The sequence below is a fragment of the Sphingomonas chungangi genome, from assembly GCF_013778325.1.
Classification (GTDB): Bacteria; Pseudomonadota; Alphaproteobacteria; order Sphingomonadales; family Sphingomonadaceae; genus Solisphingomonas; species Solisphingomonas chungangi.
Genome location: NZ_JACEIB010000023.1, coordinates 1 through 13491 on the forward strand (window position 1 = coordinate 1; position 13491 = coordinate 13491).

The following is a 13491-nucleotide window of genomic DNA, read 5'->3' on the forward strand; positions in this document are numbered from 1 at the left end:
CTATCGCCTAAGCGATGGAAGAGTAGGGCGCCGCCAGGCTTTACGATACGTGCTGCCTAAACTGTGATAAATAGAACCCATTCCATTACCTGCTCTGGCAGGACCATATTGGCGCGGGGTGGAGCAGCCCGGTAGCTCGTCAGGCTCATAACCTGAAGGTCACAGGTTCAAATCCTGTCCCCGCAACCATCTTGATTTGCAGCGCCCCCGAGGAAACCTCCTCGGGGGCGTTTTGCATATCGCCGCACGCGCATAACTCCAGCATCGACACCAGATCGCCGCGCAGATGCACCGCCAGCACACCGTCCTCCGGTGTCAGCGTCACCTGCTCGATGAGCGCCCGGATCCGCTCGAACGCCTGCGCCTTGAGCGCCTCTTCCTCATAGGCGTCGGTGAGCCGCGCGACCTTCTTGCGATAGGTCTGGCTGAGATCGGGATGGAGCAGGGCACCAACATTCGCATCGGCGTGCTGCTCGGCCAGTTCTGTGGCAAGCGCCTGGCGGCGCGTTTCCAGCTGCTTCAGCTCGGCCACGAAGAGGCTCGCGTCGATACCCTTGAGGATCGCGGTCTTGATGGTCGCGATGGCGCCCTCCACCTCGGCGAGTTCGACTTCGCGCTCCGGGCGTGTGCTTGCCGTCGTCGCGTCGAGACGGCGCATTTCGGCCTCATATTCGTCGAGGAAGGCGGCAAGGACATCGTCCTTCATCATCTCGCTGGTCAGCCCGGCGAGGATGCGCGCGTCGAGCTCATCCTGGCGAATGGTGAGGCGATTGCCGCAATAGGTCGGCCCTTTCTTGGCTGAGCCTTGGCAACCGAAGCGGTGGGTGCCGCTCTTGGCGAAGCTGGCCCCGCATTCCCCACAGTTCATCTTACCGGTCAGCAGGTATTTCGGACGCTGCTGCGCGAAGAAGGGAACGCGGCCCGCACCTTCGTTTTTGGGCCTGGGACCGTGAGCAAGCTGAGCCTGTCGCTCCTTCACTCGCTTCCACAACTCATCGCTGATGATACGGAGTTTTGGCACCTCAACGGTCTCGGGACGGTCGTCGTCGGTGCGGAGGAAGGCGTGTCGCCGGCCCGTGTCCGGATTCTTGCGATAGGTCTGCTTCTGGTAGGGTCGGCGCCCGACGTAGAGCTCGTTGTTGAGGATGCCGGTGCCGCGCTCCACGCTGCCGGTGATGGTGTTGGGCGTCCAGGCGGGGGGCTTGCCATTGATCCGCTTGTCACGTTTGCCGCTCCGGGGTGGCGGCACGCCTTGGGCGTTGAGCCGCAACGCAATCTGATACGGGGAGACGCCGCTGGCATATTCCTCGCAGATGCGCGTTACAATGGCAGCCTGCGACGGCACGACCTTGAGCAGGCCCTTGATGCGCTCGCCGTTACCATCATGCTGGATATCCTTCTCATACCCGTAGGCGCAGCCGCCGGTGTTCTTGCCCATTTCATGCCGTCTGCGCAGCGCATCGCGGGTCTTGTCCGCCGTGGCGCTGAGCTGCTGGGCATTGATCGTGCCCATCATGCCGACGTGCAAGGGCGTGACCACGCCCTCCTTGAGCGTCCAGAGCTGGATCCCGCGGAATTTGAGCCTCTCGTAGAGCACGGCGATGTCCGCCTGGCTTCTCGAGACACGGTCCATCGCATCCGCACAGACGATGTCGACACCGCCATTTTCGATCGCGCGCAGCAGCGACTGATAGCCGGGGCGGTGTGCGGTCGCGGCGGATTCCGCATCGTCGCTGAATACGCCGATTTCCGTCCAGCCTCGCCGCACGATTTCGCGCCTGCATGCCATCAGCTGCGTGTCGATCGACAGCGGATCCTGCTTGTCCGTCGAATAGCGGGCGTAGAGAATCACGCGCACGTTGTTTTCCTTCCGTCACCTCTTACCAAAAAGACAGCAGGCCATCATGCGGCCCGCTGCCTTCGGCGCAATCGTCAGATCGGATCAGGGACGAAGCCGCTATCCTTCAGGACAAAGCGGACGACGAGACCAAATCCGGTCAGCCAGTCCATCATGCTTCGGAATTCGGCGGGATCGCGGCTGAAACGATCCCGCGTCGTGACAAGAACCATATCGTAATGCTCTTCTACATGGACGTTCCAGAGACGATCGAAATCGCGACGTGCAGGGCTGGATCGATCACGATCGATGAACAGGTCGGGTTCCGTGCAACCCAACGTCGCAGCGAACCTGCGGCAGCTGTCGACCTGAGCGGTGATCGAGGCGTAGGCCCGCGCCCCTTCTGCTCGCGCGTAAATGGCAATCTTCTTATCCGTCATGTGCGATCTCCTTTATCGGAGTGGCCGTCGATCCGACGGCGATGTGCCAGGCGCGCCATGTCTCGCGCCAACAGCCGGGCGAGGTCGATGGCGAGGGCATGCAGGGCATGCGGCTCGTCATCGGCCGGAGCACGCTCCGCCCGCCGCGCATCGCGGTGCGCTGGGCTGTCGGAGGAAGGAGGCGCGTCCATGGCGCCCTTAGACCAGAAGCGATTCGGACTCGTTCGCGGTCTCAAACCGGTTTAGGCGGCCCTCCAGAAGCCCCGGGAACCGTTCACATCGATACCAATCGCCCCCCGTCGTAGCGTCCGCGTCGAGACCTATGACATCGATCAGAGATGCAGTCTCAACCAGAAGCGGCCAAAGCACTCGGTCTCGAAGCAGCGGCGCTCCCAGTCGTTGAGAGATTTTCTCCTTTCCCACAGATGATGGGCAGGTTTGGTGAGTTCGGTCACATAGGTTTTGGGGTCTTTGTCGATCGCGGCGAAGAGTGCCTGCAGCGTTTCGCTGGGGCCAGATTTCTTTTTCTCTTCGCGGAGCCTCTCCGCGATATGTTTCCGCGCCCCGCGCGAGTTGTTCACGGCGAACGCCTGCACGGCGACATAGAGCGTCCTGAACGAAGGTGGCAATGTTGTCGGCTGCGGTTCCGTGATCACGGTCCCGGTTTTGCTGACCGCAGGGGCACGGCGCTCCTCGCTCCACCAGGCACCGCACTGAAAGGCCAGATACAGCGTTTCGCCCACGCCGCCGACATAGGTCTTGTAATCGCGTCGCCCGACCGCGCCTCGTCCCTTCGGCCCGGCCGCCTGGCGCTCCTTCTCGATCGCGGTCCGGATCCGCGCCGCCTCCGACAGAGCGATCGCCCTGCCAGCGGTGTCCCACGTTTTCAGGAGCGACCCGAGTGCCTTGCCGTGTTCGCGTTCCAGTTCGGATTTGTATCTTCGCGCGAACCCGAGGATCGGCGCGAACACGGTTTCAATAGCTTCCTTCTGCTTGATCTCATCCTTTTCGGCGGCAATCCGGTCGAGGACGCCAATTGCGACCTCGATCTCGCGGATCCCGTCGTCGATGGCGCCCAGCTTGGCCTCCTTCTTGCCATCGCCATCGATAATCGGAGAGCCGGTCGGGCAGAAATGCCGGCGCGCCGCATCGTGTCCCGCCTGCCACAGCGAGTCGAGCAGATAGTAGTTCAGCAAGTCCGCCACGATCTCGGTGAAGGGAGTTTCCAGCGCCGCCTGTTCGTCAGGAGAAACGCCTGACCATATACGCTTCGCCGTGGCGATCCGGCCAGCCAGCAAGGCATGGGCCGTATCTGACGATAGGCTGCCCAATTGACACAGGCTCTCGGCCAGCAGGTCGGGCGTCAGGGAAAACGCGTCGAGCACGGCCTCTTGCACCTCGACATGCGGAGCGGCCAGGTCGGTGAGGAACAACTCGACCTCCTGCGGCTGATCGGGGTCGAAGCGCATGTCGAGGTCGATGCGACGAAGGACGCCGAACCGGTGGAGCAGCGTCTCATCATCTTCCGTGAGCATACCCAAGCGGTTGCGGATGTCGGTCAGCAACTCCCACATCCGCCACGGATTGACGGTGCCGCGTGTGATTTCATCGATGACGGCAGCGACATTGTGCGACAGTCTGGAAGGCAGTTTCGAGAGCAAGTCGCCGGAAAGCTCGCGGGGCTTTTTCAGGGAGGGGTTGCTCATCGCGAAACTCCAAAGTTGTGACCTGGTCATGATTGCTCAATCAGCGAGCGTCGGATAAATCTGCGCAACGCGGTTCCGCAGTTCAAGATTCTGCGAAATTCGCCTGAAGGAACGGGCTAGCGAAGATCGTGGCCGCCCGGTCGAGAAGTTCGAATATCTGGCGATCACAATCGTGCAGGTCGCGGGCCAGGCCCTCGATGCGCGCGTTATCCTGACTGCCCGGTGGCAAACTGATCGCAGCATCGAAGTTGCTCGCGAGGGCCTCGCGGCGATGGATCAGTTCCATCATCGTCGTGGCGATGGCCTCGGCGGTCGTCGCGATGACTGCCGGATCGTCGGCATGGTCGGCGGGCGTCATCTCAGAACGCTCCCGGCAACGACGGGCGAGGCGGCTTCTCGGTGAAGCGGGGATTGCCGCCAGCGGCGAGGATATGATCGAACGCCTCGCCGCGCGTCGTGAAGGTCGGGACCGGCTCTCCCAGCATCCGCGCGATCTCGTCGATGAGGTAAACCTGCCGCGGCGTCACGGTCTTCGGGCGCCATGACGGATCTGAGGCAGCCGGGCTGGCGAGGAAGGTCTCGGTCTCCTCGACATAGAGCGTCTGGCACCAGTGCCATCGCGACCAGACGCCCCAGGCATGGAGGGTTGGACCGTGAGCGGACTCGAACAGTTCCCCGAGCAGTTCGCTCACCGCCAAACCGGGATGGCCGATCGCGACCTCGGCGAGCAGCAGCACGCCGACGGCGCCCAGCGCATCGAAGCCGCTCAACTGGATGTCGTTCAGCCGATGGCCGCCATAGGGCTCCAGCGCGCCGCCCGTCCGGTAGCAGCATTTGTCGCGCTCATTATAGGCCGCACGGCGATGGATCCACGTTTCACCCTCGCGGATCATGGCGTCGAGTGATGCGATCCGGGGTGTGATCTCGATCTCCACGGCATCGATCGAGGTGCGTAGCTGCTCGAAGCGACGGCGGAATGGATCCGTTGGCAGGATGGGCGAAGATGGCATCGTCATTGCGACGCCATCCCATTATCGTCATAGGCCCAGGCTAGGTCTCAAATCGATTTAGGCGGAGCTCCATGTAGCCGCGCCGCGACCAACGTGAGGGCTAGGACTTCGCATCACGGGGGGGGGCAGTCTCATGATACACCAGGTTTTGCGTGGCCGGTGTCGACCACTTCCGGGCATTCAAATGGCTATGGGCGATGATTGGAAGCGGACATTCGGCGCGGCCACACGAAGGCGATTGAACCGAGTACGAAGCCTAGAAATGTCGCCTGAAGTGGCACTGCCGAGCCAAACGCCGGAATGTTCAAACCTACCAGGGCGTAGGTATTCGCGGCGACATCGGCGGTCATGATCGCCACGGATAGGTGAGAGGACGCGCCCGCCCGATCAAGCTACGATATTTGGTTAGATATCTTCGCTGGCATCTCAATCTCGTTCGTCGTTCCAGCGCCCAGAATAACCGAAAACCCGGCAAGGTCTGTCGCGCGAATTGCTGCATGATAGCCGGCTGCGATCATCACGGCGGTCAGCCAGGCGACCAGCAGGGAATCCAGTAGCATGATTGGCCAAAGCAAGGATTTCGGTCCGAGGATCGCCAGCGCAGCAAAAATATAGTGTGGCACCATCAGAGGAAGAATGGCTGCCAACATAAAGAAGAAAGTCCACGGCAACCGGCGCCCCATGATCGCGATTGAGCGAAACGGTCCTATCGAGGCGCTGCCGAGAGGTGCTGCGACCGCCCATCCAAGGAGTAAGCACGTGACGATCTCGCCAAGCAAAATAGCAACGAGCTGGCCCGCACCTCCTTGGGGCAAGGCGAAGAGTTGAACCCCTGCAAGCAGCGCCGAGAAGAACAGCCAACCGGCGAATAATTGGATAGCGCGCGGATCAACCCGGCGGGCAAATGCAGCGTCGTGACGGACGAGGAAACGAGTGATCCAGTAGCCCGGCACCATCAATGCGATTACCTTCACGAAGCCGAAGGCCATGCGCAGCGGATCATGTTCGGTGGCGCGGGCGGCAGCAATGCCGCCGTACATGCCGATATGAACTTCGACGATATGCTGCAGGATCTCAAAAAATGTTGGCACGAGCGCCAGCAGGGGACAGGCGATGAGGAAGGCCACGCTATCCTTATAGGTCGCCTTGAGAGACCGCCAGAATGTCATGGTTGTTCTCCGCTATCGAAAGTGAGCAGGTCGCCGGGTTGGCAATCGAGCGCGTGGCAGATTGCCTCCAGCGTGGAGAAACGGATGGCTTTTGCCTTGCCGGTTTTCAGCACCGACAGATTGGCCAACGTGATGTCCACTCGATCGCTGAGATCAGTGAGGGTCATCCGACGGCGGTGGAGCATCTCGTCCAGATGCACCCGGACAGCCATCAGATCACACCTTCCAATTCATCCCGCATGCGCGTGCCTGCCGAGAAGACTTGCGCCAGCACGAAGGCGACAAGCACGGCGAGCCATCCGGTGAAGCTTGGTGTCCAAGTGATGAAATCGAGCCGAAGCGAACGGGCGATGCCCGCCGCGACGCCAAGCGCCACATCGACAAGTTGCAGTGTAAGGAGCATCCATCCGATCAGCCGTATTCTGGCAGCATTGGCGGCCGAGAACGTATCGCCCATGCCGACCGTAGCCAAGATCGCCCGCAGCGAAGCGAACAGGCGCTCGGTCGCATATACGGCCGGTAGCCCGAGCAGCAGCACGCCCTGAAAGAAATGCCTCGCGGTCTCGACATCGAGTCTAGGCCCATATTTTAGCGTTAACTGCGCGTCGATCGCGGGCGCCTTTAGCACGGAGAAAACAAGGCCGAAGACAAAGATGGCGGCGAACACCCCGTTCAGGCCCCGACCGAGCTGCACAACGATCTTCGCAATGTGAACCAGCTTACCCTGCCGCATCATCGCTCGCTCCGAGTTCCGGGATCGGCATCACATATTTATCGATTAGCGGCAATACATTTATTGACTATCAATAAATCTTGCCTGACTTCCAAGGCTTGAGGCAGCGCGCGGGAACGACAGCTTAGGCGGGCCAAGCTGCCAAGAGCAGGCAGTCCGTTTCCCACCAGCCCGTGCCGTCGGTCTTCGCTTATCTTGAAGAGAGCTCGCTAGCGATATCGAGAAGCCCGTATCCGAAGTGCATTGGCGATCAGAACGCTCAAAACTGCCGCAACGAGAATGGGGAATGCGGGAAGCCACCTTTCGCGAGCGAGTTCGCTAACATAGACGAACGCCGCCAGCAGTGGCAGCCAGCACAGGTCGCGGGCAATATGCTCTTTGACGGTCATTTGCATCCCACCTTTTGCGAGAAGCTAACGGCAAATCACGCCACTTGGTAGCCCGAAAGCGGTCGGTCTCGAATCCACCAAAAATACCCTTCGCCACTAACGATCGCGCCGGTCAATCGACCGGCGCAATCCCAATGCTCTCGACGATCCGCTGCCCGACGCTGAAGGCATTGCGGGATAGACGCCGCTCCCGATCCTTGCGCTGCGTGTCGCTGAGCCTGGCGGGCCGGCGGATCAGGATGTGCTCAACCGCGTCGGCCTGCATTGTCGCCCACCCATCGCTTCCGGGCGCGATCTTCGCTGCCGTGGACGCCAGCGCCATGATGCTCGCCCAGTTGGCGTCGAGGAAGCGCTCGGCCCGTGCGATCCGCATGGCGAGGACGGTGCCGCGCTCGACCGCGCTCGCCCGCCAGGCGAGCCAGTGATAGATTCGGATCGCCTCCTCGACATGTGCGGTGGATTGCCCGCCGCTCGCGATCGCCTCAGCCAGCGTGTAGATCGACAGCGATAGCCGACGATGGAAGGCGAGGTCCGCCGACAACGCCACGCCGAGCTCATACTCGATGCGGGCCGCGATCTCGTCGCGGACCGGCGGGTCTAGCGAAGCGGGATGGAAGGCCTCGACCTGTTCGAGCAGGATGGTGGGACGACGAGGATAGACCGCATCCGCCGGATCATGCCGGACGGCGAGCGGTTGGGCCGCGCGTCCGGGGTGGATGACCTGATCGGCATAGGCACGTGCCGCCTCGCGCACGGCATGGTCGAGCGGCGTGCGCCGGACGGCGGCGAAGTCGATATAGCTTATCATCGCATCCTTCCTCACAGCGCCGGTTCGACGTCGAGATAGCCGACGGCGACTTCGGCCAGCCGCGCCTCGGCACGGTGTATGCCGCGTTCGAGTGTTTCGGCCGGCCAGCCGACGCGCTGGACGATGCGCCCGTCCTCGACGGCATAGTGGCCATGGCGCTTGCCGACGCCCCAGGGCACCAACACGGCCCGGTCGCCATGCGGCGCCAGCCACAGCCGCCCCATCTGCACCTTGATCATCGCGCTCTCCATGATGATGACACCGATCCGCACAGGCCCTGCCTGCGGCCGTGCCGGGTCGAAGAAAGCGAGGATGCCGTCATAGCCGTTCGCTGTGACGGCCTGGCAGCAGGACTCGATCAGCGGGCCATCATGGCCGGTAAAGGCATTGTAGAGGATCCTGGCGGTCCGCCCCTCCCAGCCGTCGGCGCCTTCCAGCAGCCGCATCAACGCCGTCACGCTGGCGCTCATCGTTCCGATCCTGTCGGTCATGTTCCGGTTCTCCGAAGATCCTGCCGGAGGCCTTTTCCTCCAACTCCCGTCTTCCAACCGGTCCCCTCAACGCCTTTTGAGTCTTCCGCCTGGCTCGCTTATTCGACACGAGGCGGGGCGATCGCCCCGCCTCGTGTCTGCCCCTTCCGGAGTTCGCCGGGTCAGCCGCCGGCCTCGACTTCTGCCCAGAGGCCGATGAACAGGTCACGCGCCTTGTCGCAGGCCAGCGCCTTCACCACCGTCGAGAAGCCGCGCGCATCGAGCCGCCGCACTCCGATGAGGAAGTGGAGATGCGGCGTGGCGGCGTTGGACGCCTGCTGCGGCGCGTGCTGGACAAGCATGACCGGCACCCCGTGGCGGTCGCAGAGATGCTCCGCGACGCGCCGCCCCGTGCGCCAGCTCGCGTGCATGTGCGTGGCATACGGATCGGTCACCGTGACATAGCACCAGATCGGCGTCTTGCCCTCGCTCTCACGGGCGAGGCCATGGTCGATCAGGCGCGGCAGCAGCCACGGATCGGCATGGGTGTCGTCGGCACCTGTCGGCACCAGCACCTCATGACGGATCGCGGTGATGGCCAGCGGGTCGCTGCTCGGCACCGGCACCAGCTTGGCCCTCGCCATCGCCTCGGCGGAGTTCCGCCAGCCGCGGTAGTCGAGGCGCAGCGTGCCATGCATGACGCGCAGACCCGGCACGCCGGGCTTCGTGCCGGTCAAGGGCAGCCAGCTGTGCGGATCGCGCGGATCGGGCCTCTTGTCTCCGTTGATGATGCTCGCCCCGGACACCGGCGGCGGCGTCGGCACGATGGCGGTGCCGGTGACGAGCTTCGCCTTGCCCTTGCCCATCACAGCGCCCCCATCATGAGGACGGCGAAGTCGGCGTCGAACGCCGCCATCGCCACGTGCCGCTGGGACGCCGTCGGCAACAACGATCCGCGATCGAGCATGAAGCGGTCGTCTTCCACCCAGGCATAAACAGGCGGCGTATCGAACGACTGGAGGAAGAATTGTTCGGACGGCGCGATGGCGAAGCGCAGACCTTCCGACCAGAGCATCTTCCAGTGCGTGGCGATACCGAGCGCCCCGACGAGGCGACCCTCCGTGTCGGTCGTCACGTGCAGGCGCTGGCGGCGATCGCCGATCTCGTCGGCGTCCGCCGGCAGGACGGTGTCGCCGATGGTGAGCCGGATCATTGAGGGCTCGCACCCGCCGTTGGCGCGGCGCAGGAAATTGGTGAGCACGCGGTGCGTGCGGTCGGTGGTGTCGGTCTTGGTCATGAGGCTGTCCTCGTATGGAGTGTCAACTCACGCGTTCCGAGTTTTCCTCTCTTCCGGCGGAGCCGACCGGCTCCCCATTCTTCCCCCGGCACCGCTTCAGCGGTGCGGTGGCACCCGCCACCACCGTGTCGCGGGCAGCGCCATCTCGCCCGCTGCCCGGTGGACGGCGCGCAGGCCGTCAACCCCTTCCTTCATCGCCTGTTCGGGGGTGCGCCCACCGAGCAGGTCGAGCGGGGTGGCGAGCGCCCGGCGCACATATCGCGGCTCGTGGCCGAAGCGGATCTCGAGCCTGACCATCACGGCGATGAACATACGCAACATCTCCTGCTCCGCCGGCCACAGCAGGGCGGGGCCACCGTCCGCCATCGCGTCGATCCGCTCGACGGGGATGGCGAGGACATCGGCCAGCAGCCGGTGCGGCAGGCGGTTGGCAGCCAGGATGCGCAGCGCGACATCGATCTCGGATGCCGCATCGCAGAGCAGCGACCGGCTCACGACCGGCGCGTCCGCAGCGCGCGCACCGTCTCGGCGGCGGCGCGGGCGACACCGTCGTTACGCTCGTCGAGCGTTTGCCAGGGCGGTCGTGTCGTAATGGTGAGTCCGGACGCATCGATGCGGATGATGTCGCCTGGAGAGCCGAGCGGAGGAACCAGCTAGAGATCGCTGTCGATTCCACGATAGGTCACCATCCCGGAGAAGACGTCGAGCGGCGATCGCCGATGCATGACGGCATCGACCGTCACCTCGTCGAGGATCTCGGGTGCGAGGCCGTGCCGGATCAGCAGGATGTCGACATCGTTTTCGCAGGCGGCTGCCACCATGCGCGGGCGGAACAGCCGCACCGACGTGACCGGCGTGGCGCAGATCACGGTCGAGATGGCGGGGCAGCGTATGCAGGGCGACGGCAGTCCTGCGAACGGCCCCGTCACCGCGCTGTCGGATGCGTCGAGCGCGATCAGCAGTGGACGCAGCAGGGCGAGCGACGTCGTCGAGACGCGCTCATGGTCGGAGATGGGCATGGAATTCCTTCGGGCTGGAGGTCAGGCCGCCCGCACTTTCCTTCGTGCCGACGGCTTCGCCGGCACACCCTGTCCCTATCCATCTTCCGGGAGATGACGCCGTCCGAACAGGTCCATCGACCCCACCGTCAACGCGCGGCTGGCGCCGCGCATCCTATGCAGACGAGCGAAGCCCTCATCGGCTATCATGAGCCCGCCGATGTTCCGGAGCGTTTGATGAAGAAGCCCCGTCAGCCACCACGCACGCCGAAGCGCCGCAAGCCGGTCCGCAAGAGGGAGGGGAGGGGCTTTGCCCTTCCGCCTACGGACCCGGCCGCTCACGTCCAAAGGGAGGTCTCCCGCCGCGACAGCGCCGACGAAGAATCGCGCATGAAGAATTACGGGCTGTCGCAGATCGACAGGCGATAGATCGAAACGGTCGGCATATGGCTCAACGCGATGGCCCATCGCCAATCTGGGGTGTTGCGCCATCGTCACCGATGGTCGATGTCGGCGATTGCTGACGCTGCGAAGGCCCTGTCGGCAGCGCCGCGACGGGCTGCGGTGCGAGCAGATCGGCAAGCCGGGTCAGGAGCGCTTTCCCCTCGGGATGGTGCGCCACGACCTTGGCATCGTCGAGCGTCGCGCCTTTCTTCCTTCGCATGCCGAGCCCTTCATCGTCACGGAACAGGATGACCCGTCCAGCCACGAGATCGGTGGCGAGGCGTTGGAAAGCATGCCAGGCTTTCGGCTCGTGGCGGAGGGCGGCGACATCGAGCGAAGCGGCTGCGCTTCGACGGCGAGCTTGCGCCTGCTCACGTTTGAAATCTGCGGCCTCCCTGTCGCGCTGATCCCACCAGCGACGGACCTCGGCGAGCATCGTGTCGAACGCGGCGTCCTTCCTCGCCACGGCGATGGCGTCGCGAAAGGCAAAGTCGCGCGACTCCATCTCGGTGCCGATATCCTGCATATCGATATCCGGCCGCCTCATCCGGCCCTGCGTGAGTTCGCCACGCGCAAGCTGGAGCATGTTTTGGTAGAAGGACGATAACGCCGCCTGGATTTGCGGCTCCCCGCTCATCCGATCGATATCGGCGAGGAACGCGCTGTCGGAGCGATCCCGGTTGCGGATGTGCAGTTCCAGCGCCGGCGTCGGCGCGCCGGACGGTGTTCGGACGCCCTGCGCCTCTCGCAACGGCAACCAGGCATAGTCCTTCAGGCCCTCCACGAGGCGATCGACGAACGCCCGTCGGGCCGAATCCTCGATACGATCGGCTGGCTTCGGGTCACTCACGATGTCCACGACGGGCGAGGATTGTGGGATGATCTTGATCGCGGATGCGGGCGTCGGCTGCACGGGCTCCGGGGCTGACGCAAGCGCAGACGCTGATCTTGCCACCGCTGCTTCCGCCAGCCAGTCGCGCGACCCGAGCGCCATCATCCTGTCGGTTGCCGTGCGTATGGTCGTCACTGCGTCGCGGATCCGGTGGAGCACGTCGCGCCGGGCGGACATCTCATCGACCTTGCGCTGCTTGCGCTCGACCGCTTTCTGCCCCGGCGTCGATTTGCCCGATGCCTTGGTCCGGGGTGGCAGCCCGCGCGCGGCATCGGAGAGCGCGGTGAAGCGGCGCTCATGCCCGGCCTCCTCCATCGCCGCGTTCAGGATCGACTCGACGCGATGCCGGAAGGGCAGGATGAAGCTCGCATCGTTGAGGTCGCTATGCTTCTCCGCCGAGAAGGAGAAGACATTGGATCCGACCCGCTCGATGGGCCGCCAGGACAGCAGTATGTGGGCATGGAAGTTCCTGTCGTCGCCCTCGGGGTCGGGCGCATGCAGCACGCCGACATGGCCGAGGTCATGTTCGCCGAGCAGTGCGCAGATCGAGCGCAGCACATCGAGTCGCTCGGCAGGTTCGAGCTCATGCGGCAGGCTGACGACGAGCATCGAATAGACGTGCGCATTCGCGCGGTCCTGTCGCTCGAGCGTCTCCAGCGCATCGAAGCAGCCGGCCAATTCAACGACATCGGTGCCGAGATTGCTGACGATGCCGCCGCCGGGGATCTCGCGGGCATCGTCGCGCAGAATATAGAGAAGGCTCTTCACCGTCTCGCCCTGCCGGAAGATATGCGACCGATTACGGCGACGCGCGCCCAGGCCCCTGCTGCGGAAGCGCAGGTGGAAGCTCGAAAGCCCCCCTCCGGACGATCCTCTTCGCTTCGGCACGTTGAGCGACAGCATGCTCTCGAACGCGCGGTTGCGACCGCGCCCGCCACCACTGCCTCTGCGCGGCTTGACGATCGCACGGATCGACACCCTGTTCTCGCGCTCCTGCATGCGGACGAGACGACGTAGAGCCGCCTTGAGTGCGCGCAAGTCTTTCTCGTCCTGGCGCCTGGCGGCGACCGCCCGATGGAGCGCGACCGAGCGCTTGCGCTTCTCCGCGCGCTTTTCGTCGAGGATATGCGCAAGGTCGCTGCTCCGGCAACGCCGACCTCGGCAGAACCATCTCTCGCCCGCCATGATGCCTGCCTGTCCGGGTTCCAATAGGGGCCAAACCATTCGTCGATCCCAAGGGATCGGGGACGAATACGTTATCGCGCGGCCCCTATTTGAACCTCTCTTCCGTGTCTGAT

17 protein-coding genes and 1 tRNA gene are annotated in these 13491 nt (G+C 63.8%); 2 read left to right on the forward strand and 16 right to left on the reverse strand.

Annotation, left to right across the window (positions count from 1 at the left end):
* Positions 1 to 112 precede the first annotated feature (112 nt).
* Positions 113 to 189, forward strand: a tRNA-Met gene (locus tag HZF05_RS13675).
* On the opposite strand, the gene HZF05_RS22425 is transcribed toward HZF05_RS13675, so the two are convergent.
* From HZF05_RS22425 to HZF05_RS13755, 15 genes are all read right to left on the reverse strand, one after another.
* The gene (locus tag HZF05_RS22425; RefSeq protein WP_425505624.1) at positions 146 to 1789 is read right to left on the reverse strand and encodes a recombinase family protein; all 1644 of its coding nucleotides are present in this window, start codon (positions 1787 to 1789) and stop codon (positions 146 to 148) included. The genes HZF05_RS13675 and HZF05_RS22425 overlap by 44 nt on opposite strands.
* A 143-nt stretch (positions 1790 to 1932) precedes the next feature.
* Positions 1933 to 2277: a recombinase family protein gene (locus HZF05_RS22430; protein WP_160366190.1), complete on the reverse strand. Its 345-nt coding sequence runs from the start codon at positions 2275 to 2277 to the stop codon at positions 1933 to 1935.
* Positions 2278 to 2609: 332 nt separating this feature from the next.
* Entirely contained in the window at positions 2610 to 3983 is a 1374-nt protein-coding gene (locus HZF05_RS13695; RefSeq protein ID WP_160366191.1) for a hypothetical protein, read from the reverse strand.
* Between the two features lie 82 nt (positions 3984 to 4065).
* Complete coding sequence (locus HZF05_RS13700; protein WP_160366192.1) at positions 4066 to 4341, reverse strand: hypothetical protein; 276 nt, start codon at positions 4339 to 4341, stop codon at positions 4066 to 4068.
* Position 4342: 1 nt separating this feature from the next.
* The gene (locus HZF05_RS13705; protein ID WP_181638874.1) at positions 4343 to 4993 is read right to left on the reverse strand and encodes a hypothetical protein; all 651 of its coding nucleotides are present in this window, start codon (positions 4991 to 4993) and stop codon (positions 4343 to 4345) included.
* Between the two features lie 392 nt (positions 4994 to 5385).
* Complete coding sequence (locus tag HZF05_RS13710) at positions 5386 to 6120, reverse strand: hypothetical protein (RefSeq protein ID WP_181638875.1); 735 nt, start codon at positions 6118 to 6120, stop codon at positions 5386 to 5388.
* A 38-nt stretch (positions 6121 to 6158) separates the two neighbouring features.
* The gene (locus HZF05_RS13715) at positions 6159 to 6374 is read right to left on the reverse strand and encodes a helix-turn-helix domain-containing protein (protein ID WP_160366195.1); all 216 of its coding nucleotides are present in this window, start codon (positions 6372 to 6374) and stop codon (positions 6159 to 6161) included.
* Positions 6374 to 6898, reverse strand: coding sequence for a DUF2975 domain-containing protein (locus HZF05_RS13720; protein ID WP_160366196.1), 525 nt, complete (start codon positions 6896 to 6898; stop codon positions 6374 to 6376). Before HZF05_RS13720 ends, HZF05_RS13715 begins: the two co-directional genes overlap by 1 nt.
* A 206-nt stretch (positions 6899 to 7104) precedes the next feature.
* On the reverse strand, positions 7105 to 7284 hold the full coding sequence (locus tag HZF05_RS13725; protein WP_181638876.1) for a hypothetical protein: 180 nt from the start codon (positions 7282 to 7284) through the stop codon (positions 7105 to 7107).
* 112 nt (positions 7285 to 7396) lie between these two features.
* Entirely contained in the window at positions 7397 to 8092 is a 696-nt protein-coding gene (locus HZF05_RS13730) for a hypothetical protein (protein ID WP_160366197.1), read from the reverse strand.
* 11 nt (positions 8093 to 8103) lie between these two features.
* On the reverse strand, positions 8104 to 8583 hold the full coding sequence (locus tag HZF05_RS13735) for a hypothetical protein (RefSeq protein ID WP_160366198.1): 480 nt from the start codon (positions 8581 to 8583) through the stop codon (positions 8104 to 8106).
* 161 nt (positions 8584 to 8744) lie between these two features.
* Positions 8745 to 9428 carry a hypothetical protein gene (locus HZF05_RS13740; RefSeq protein ID WP_160366199.1) on the reverse strand — a complete coding sequence of 228 codons (684 nt, stop codon included), beginning with the start codon at positions 9426 to 9428 and terminating at the stop codon, positions 8745 to 8747.
* Entirely contained in the window at positions 9428 to 9859 is a 432-nt protein-coding gene (locus tag HZF05_RS13745) for a hypothetical protein (RefSeq protein ID WP_160366200.1), read from the reverse strand. Before HZF05_RS13745 ends, HZF05_RS13740 begins: the two co-directional genes overlap by 1 nt.
* A 96-nt stretch (positions 9860 to 9955) precedes the next feature.
* Complete coding sequence (locus HZF05_RS13750; protein WP_160366201.1) at positions 9956 to 10354, reverse strand: DUF2384 domain-containing protein; 399 nt, start codon at positions 10352 to 10354, stop codon at positions 9956 to 9958.
* 158 nt (positions 10355 to 10512) lie between these two features.
* Positions 10513 to 10878, reverse strand: coding sequence for a hypothetical protein (locus HZF05_RS13755; RefSeq protein ID WP_160366202.1), 366 nt, complete (start codon positions 10876 to 10878; stop codon positions 10513 to 10515).
* Between the two features lie 156 nt (positions 10879 to 11034).
* Here HZF05_RS13755 and HZF05_RS13760 point away from each other — a divergent pair, with 156 nt between their 5' ends.
* Positions 11035 to 11286 carry a hypothetical protein gene (locus HZF05_RS13760; RefSeq protein WP_181638877.1) on the forward strand — a complete coding sequence of 84 codons (252 nt, stop codon included), beginning with the start codon at positions 11035 to 11037 and terminating at the stop codon, positions 11284 to 11286.
* A gap of 22 nt (positions 11287 to 11308) precedes the next feature.
* Here the strand turns inward: HZF05_RS13760 and HZF05_RS13765 are convergent, their stop codons facing one another.
* Positions 11309 to 13378, reverse strand: a complete 2070-nt coding sequence (locus HZF05_RS13765) for a MobA/MobL family protein (protein WP_181638878.1) — start codon at positions 13376 to 13378, stop codon at positions 11309 to 11311.
* Between the last annotated feature and the right edge of the window lie 113 nt (positions 13379 to 13491).